The organism is Streptomyces sp. NPDC054956, from assembly GCF_053609185.1.
This window is the reverse complement of the sequence record NZ_JBSGXB010000426.1, coordinates 1-5,329: the sequence shown is the minus strand read 5'-3', so window position 1 is coordinate 5,329 and position 5,329 is coordinate 1. Positions and strand designations below refer to the sequence as shown.

6 protein-coding genes are annotated in these 5,329 nt (G+C 73.2%); 3 read left to right on the top strand and 3 right to left on the bottom strand.

The window, feature by feature from the left end:
• A partial coding sequence (locus ACWGDE_RS35860) for a uracil-xanthine permease family protein (RefSeq protein WP_453393260.1) occupies nt 1–1,001 on the bottom strand: 1,001 nt, incomplete at its 3' end.
• Nucleotides 1,002–1,072: 71 nt separating this feature from the next.
• On the bottom strand, nt 1,073–2,215 hold the full coding sequence (locus ACWGDE_RS35855) for an aryl-sulfate sulfotransferase (RefSeq protein ID WP_453393259.1): 1,143 nt from the start codon (nt 2,213–2,215) through the stop codon (nt 1,073–1,075).
• Nucleotides 2,216–2,403: 188 nt separating this feature from the next.
• Between ACWGDE_RS35855 and ACWGDE_RS35850 the strand changes: the two genes are divergently transcribed.
• On the top strand, nt 2,404–2,970 hold the full coding sequence (locus tag ACWGDE_RS35850; protein WP_453393258.1) for a helix-turn-helix domain-containing protein: 567 nt from the start codon (nt 2,404–2,406) through the stop codon (nt 2,968–2,970).
• Between the two features lie 110 nt (nt 2,971–3,080).
• Here the strand turns inward: ACWGDE_RS35850 and ACWGDE_RS35845 are convergent, their stop codons facing one another.
• Nucleotides 3,081–4,010 (bottom strand): AI-2E family transporter, encoded by a 930-nt coding sequence (locus ACWGDE_RS35845; protein ID WP_453393261.1) that lies wholly within the window; start codon nt 4,008–4,010, stop codon nt 3,081–3,083.
• 434 nt (nt 4,011–4,444) lie between these two features.
• On the opposite strand from ACWGDE_RS35845, the gene ACWGDE_RS35840 reads away from it, so the two are divergent.
• Together ACWGDE_RS35840 and ACWGDE_RS35835 are read left to right on the top strand one after the other, a co-directional pair.
• A complete protein-coding gene (locus ACWGDE_RS35840) occupies nt 4,445–4,810 on the top strand; it encodes a hypothetical protein (RefSeq protein ID WP_453393257.1) in 366 nt (121 codons plus the stop codon).
• 236 nt (nt 4,811–5,046) lie between these two features.
• A partial coding sequence (locus tag ACWGDE_RS35835) for a helix-turn-helix domain-containing protein (protein ID WP_453393256.1) occupies nt 5,047–5,329 on the top strand: 283 nt, incomplete at its 3' end.

Below are 5,329 nucleotides of genomic sequence, written 5' to 3'. Positions count from 1 at the left end.
GAGAGGAGCCGGGAGACGGGGGCCAGCAGCCCCACGACGATCAGGAGCACGCCCGCGCCGGCGGTCACGTAGCGGCTGCGGACCCCGGTGAGGCGGCCGATGCCGATGTTCTCGGCGCTCGTCACCATCAACGAGGTGCCGGAGAGCGCGCCGAACAGCGAGACGAGCGCGTCCGCCCGCGCCACCCGGGGCACGTCGCGCCCGGGGGCGCTCGCCCGACCCACCGTCTCGCTGTTGAGCACGGTCTGTCCGGTGATCTCCGCGAGCGTGGTGAGGCTGAAGACGAGCAGGGGCAGCGCGGCGAGCAGGTCGAACCGCGGTGTCCCGTACGGGAGGAGGTGCGGCAGGGCCAGGGTCGGGCCGGCCCCGCCCACGGGCGCGAAGTGGCCCAGGCCGGTCGCGAGCGCGATCAGGGTGCCCGCGCCCATGCCGAGCAGTACCGCCGTCTGCCGCCAGATTCCGCGCAGCAGCAGGAGGAACAGCACCGTGCAGCCGATGGTCGCGCCCGCCAGGACCACCGCCGACGGAGCGGCGTAACCGGGGCTCCCGGGCCGGCCGGTGACCAGCTGGGCGGCGACCCGGATCATGGCGATGCCGATGAGCAGCACGGTGGTCCCCATGACCAGGGGCGGGAAGAGCCGGACGACCTTGGCGTAGAAGGGCAGTACGGCGAGGAGCAGCGCCGCGGCGAGGAGCACCGACCCGGTAGCGGTCGCGGGGCCGTGGTCCTTGGCGATCTGGAGGAAGAGGGCGGTGGCCGCCCCGCCGGGCAGCATGACGAAGGGGAGCTTCGCCCCGAACCGCGACAGCCCGAGGGACTGGAGCAGGGTGCCGGCGCCGCACAGCACGAGGGTGGCGCTGAGCAGGGAGGCCGTGGCGGCGGCGGTGAGTCCGAGGGCCTGGCCGGTGAGGAAGGTCGTGGACACGGGCGCGGCGACCATGGCGAGCACGTGCTGCGCGGACAGCGGGGCCAGCCGGCGCAGCGGGAGCCACTCGTCCACCGGAGCTACCGGAGCGACAGGTGGGACGGCTTGGGCGGGCGGGACCGGCGCCCGCCCGGTGTCGGGGGCGTTCATCTCGCGGCCCCGGCGCTCAGCCACGGCAGCTCTTCGGCGGTGTAACGGTAGGCGCGGAAGACGGCGTTGGGCTCGGACGGGAACAGGCCGCGCACCTCGGCCTCGCGGTAGGCGCCGAAGTACGGGACCACGTACTCCCAGCACAGGTAGCCCTCGGGCGTCACCTCGAAGAGCCGGCCCGAGGGCGAGTCCGTGACGAGGGTGTTGCCGCCCGCGAGGCGCTGGGCACTGCCCATGAAGGGGGCGAAGAAGGCCTCCTTGGCCGGGTCGTGGTACTCCCACACGACCTTGCCGGAGGTCCGCTCGATCTCGATGACGCGGGAATAGGGGACGTCCGAACCGGGGCGGAAGACTCCGTTGTCGAACACCAGCACCTTGCCGTCGGCCAGTTCGGTGGGCGCGTGCTGCTGGGAGACCACCCCGGGCTCGGAGCGCCACAGGATCTCGCCGGTCTCCCGGCTGATGACGACCACGGCCGAGACGCTGCGCAGGCTGGCGAGGACGTTCCCGTCGGCGAGCGGTACCACGCTGTTGATCAGGGGCCAGTGTTCGCGCGAGTAGTCGGGGTGCAGCGCGTACTCGTCCCGGTCGAGGTGCTCGGCCGCGCGCCACGACCAGCGCACGGTGCCGTCGGCGTCCACCTCCTTGATCGTGTCGGCCCATACGGTGCCGTCCGGCTCGGAGCCGGGCACGCCCCCGCGCACGGCCGCCGCGTCCGCGCCCCGCAGCGGTTCGAGCGCGGTGTAGAGGACGCGGCCGCCGCCGAGGTGGTGGGCGTCGTGGTGCTGGAGCGGGTCGCGGTGCTCGCGCAGGACGGTGCCGTCCGGAGCGGCCTCCAGCATGATTCCGCCCCGGTACTTGTGCCACATCGGGAAGAGGGCTTCCTCGCCGGGCAGTACGCCGCTGTAGGCGAGGTTGCCGTCGGCGAGGATCCGGGCGTGCCGTCCGGGGCGGTAGGGCAGCTGCCACTGGTGCACGACCTGACCGCGGATGTCGATCAGGTACACCTCGCCGGTGCCGGTGAGCGGGGCGAACAGGGTGTACCCGCCCTCCGAGGCGGCGGGGTCGAGGGCGATGAGGCCGGTACCGCGCCGGCGGCGGGCGTTCTGGTCGACCGGGGTCTGAACAGCTTGGGACATGAAGTGACGCTCTCCCGTCAAACTTTCTTTGATGAGACCAACTGGATTAGAAGCTAGCGCCGTAGTGTTGCGGCACTGTGAAGGGCGTGCGAAGCCCGCGGCCGGGTGGGAGAAGATGATCGTCACGAGGCCCGACCGAGGCAGCGAGCACACGCAGCGACCACAAGAAGCGAGCAGCGAGGAGCGACGTGGCAGACGAACCGCCCGAGCCGCAGATCGGCGCGGGCATCCGCAGGCGGCGCAGGGCACTCGACCTCACCCTGGCCGAAGTGGCCGCCCGCAGTGGGTTGTCGTCGCCCTTCCTCAGCCAGATCGAGAACGACCGCGCCCGCCCCAGCATGCGTTCGCTGCAACGCGTCGCGGACGCCCTGGAGACCACGGCCGTGCAGCTGCTGGCCGCCGGGCAGACCCCGCGCCGCGTGGACATCGTGCGGGCCGACGCCGATCCCGGCCTCGATCCGGCGGCCCGGGTCCGTCCGCTCGTACGCGGCCACCACCAGATGCACGCGCTCGAGTTCACCGGCGACCACGACGCGGAGCGCGCGTTCCGGCACCGCAACGACGAGTTGATGTACGTGGCCGACGGTGCGGCCGAGGTCGAGGCCGACGGGCGCACCCACCACCTGGGCCGGGGCGACACCCTCTACCTCACCGGCGGGGTCGAACACCGGTGGCGGGCCCTGGAGCCGGGCACCCGCGTGCTGCTCGTCGCCGTCGCCGACCACGCGGAGGTCGTCGTGGACCCGCTCGCGTGACGCGGCGGGGGCCGGGCCCTCGCCCCGGCCCCGAGCGGCGATGCGTCAGCCCGTGGCGGCGGTACGGCGGCCCGCAGCGCGACGGTACGCCGGCCCGTACGGCCGGTACGTCAGCCCGTGCGGGCGGCGCGCAGGGACTGGCGGACGGACCAGGCCACCGAGACCAGCGGGACCGCCACCACCGCGCCGACGATCCCGGCCGCGATGGCGCCCGCCACCACGGACAGGGCCACCACCATGGGGTGCAGCCGGACCGCCCAGCTCATCACCAGGGGGTGCAGCAGATGCCCTTCGATCTGGCCGATGACCACGATGAGGGCGACCACCAGGGCCGCCACCAGCGGTCCCTTGGTGGCCAGCGCGACCACCGCGGCCACTCCGAGGGCCACCGGGGAGCCGATGAGCGGGACGAACGCGGCGAGGAACTCCAGCAGCGCGAGCGGGACCGCCAGCGGAACACCGAGCGCGAACAGGGCGATGCACACCAGGATCGCGTTGGTCGCGGCGACGAGCACGATGCCGTGGGTGTAGCCGGTGAAGGTCCGCCACGCCGCGCTCCCGGCCACCGACACCGGCTCCCGCGCGCCCCGCGGGAGCTGCCCGCAGAACCAGTTCCACTGCCGGTCGCCCGAGTGGATGAAGAAGACGGAGCAGAACAGCCCGAGGGCGACCACCGTGAGCACCGACACGACCCGTCCGGCACCGCTGAGCGCCGTGCTCAACAGGGTGGAGCGGTGGCTGGAGAGGTAGGTGCCGATCCGGGACTGGAGGTCCTTGAGCACGTGGGAGTCCAGCCGGAACGGCGGGCCGGCCAGCCAGTCCTGGATCCTGTCCAGCCCGTCCCTGAACTCCCGGACCAGCGTGGGCCACTCCCCCGCCACGGCCTCGCCGACCAGTGCGAGGGCCCCCAGCACCAGGGCCGCGCTGAGGAGCAGCGCGCAGGCCACGGCCAGACCCCGGGGCAGCACCCGGGCCAGGAGGTCGGCGGGCGGCCGCAGCATCGCGGCCGCCACCAGGCCCAGGAAGAGGGCCAGGGCGATCTCGTGGAACCGTCCGAGGACCGCGAAGACCGCGTACGCCGCCGCGCCGACGACCAGCAGCCGCCAGGCGTGGGCGGCCGCGGTCCACAGGACCGGGGACACGTGGGTACCGGTCCGATCAGTCCGGCGGCGTACCGGCCGCATCACGCGTCGCCTGGTCATGTGCGGCCGCACCTCCGGGGTGTGTTGGTCCCCTCGGGCTATCACCCCGGCTGCGCCCGCCCCGCGCGGCGCGCAGCGCGTTCGCCCGAAGGTCTCACCCGCGCTGGGCCGAAGGAGCCGCCGCGGCCGTTGCCCCTCTCGTGACGATCCCGCTGGTCACGGAGGGTTTCCCGGCCGGGCGGCCGACGGGCGACGGGAAACCCGTCGACCCCCGGGTCCGCCGGGGACAGGCTGAAGGCGTCAGCACGCAGCAAGACCCACAAGGGGACATCATGCGCAAGATGATCCGCGGCGCCGCCGCGTTCGCCACCGCCACGGCCGCCGTCCTGGCACTGAGCGGCACGGCCGGTGCGCAGCCGGCCGACACGTGGGCCGGATGCCCGGACGGGGCGGTCTGCATCTACCCGCAGAACCAGAATCCCGCGGTGAAGCCCAGTCAGATCTTCTACAGCTACGGGGCGCACAACCTCAGCAACCAGTTCGGCAACCACTGGGTGCTCAACAACCAGTACGGCGGCGCCACCGCGAGCCTGTGCACCGGCTACAACGGCGCCAACTGCGGCAACCCCATCCGCCAGGGCACCGGCGTCTACGCCGACCTCGGTCCGATCAACTCGATCACCCTCAACCGTCCGTAGCCGGCGGTCCGTTCGCAAGGGTGTTCCGGAGCCGGCCGCTCGACGGCTCCGGAACACCCCTGTTTCACGCCACACCGCACGAATGGCCGCTCACCCCGCCTCCCCGAGACCGCTAGCCTGGGCATCTGCCTCTCACAGCCTGGGCGCGCATTGCCATGGGGGATGTCTTGGGGGATCCGGACCGCGGACGCTCCGCCGGCCGCCGGCACACACCGAACGGTTCCACGGACGCCGTCGTGGCGCCCTTTCCCGCCCAGCTGAGACGGCTGCGCGTGCAGCGCGGCCTGTCGCTGGCCGACCTCGCCCGCGCGACCCATTACAGCAAGGGCTACCTGAGCAAGATCGAGACCGGCGCCAAGCCGGACACCGCCGATGTCGCGCGCTGCTGCGACCGTGTCCTGGGAGCGGAGGGCGAACTCCTGCGGCTGGTACCGGAGCCCGGTCCGGCGGAGGTGCCCGGCACCCCGGCCGGAGCACCCGGCGCCTCCGCCGGACCGGGCTCCGGATCAGGGGCAGGGC

Coding starts and splice junctions, on each gene's coding strand:
- ACWGDE_RS35855 (WP_453393259.1), bottom strand. CDS start 2,215: ATGTCCCAAGCTGTTCAGACCCCGGTCGACCAGAACGCCCGCCGCCGG.
- ACWGDE_RS35840 (WP_453393257.1), top strand. CDS start 4,445: ATGCGCAAGATGATCCGCGGCGCCGCCGCGTTCGCCACCGCCACGGCC.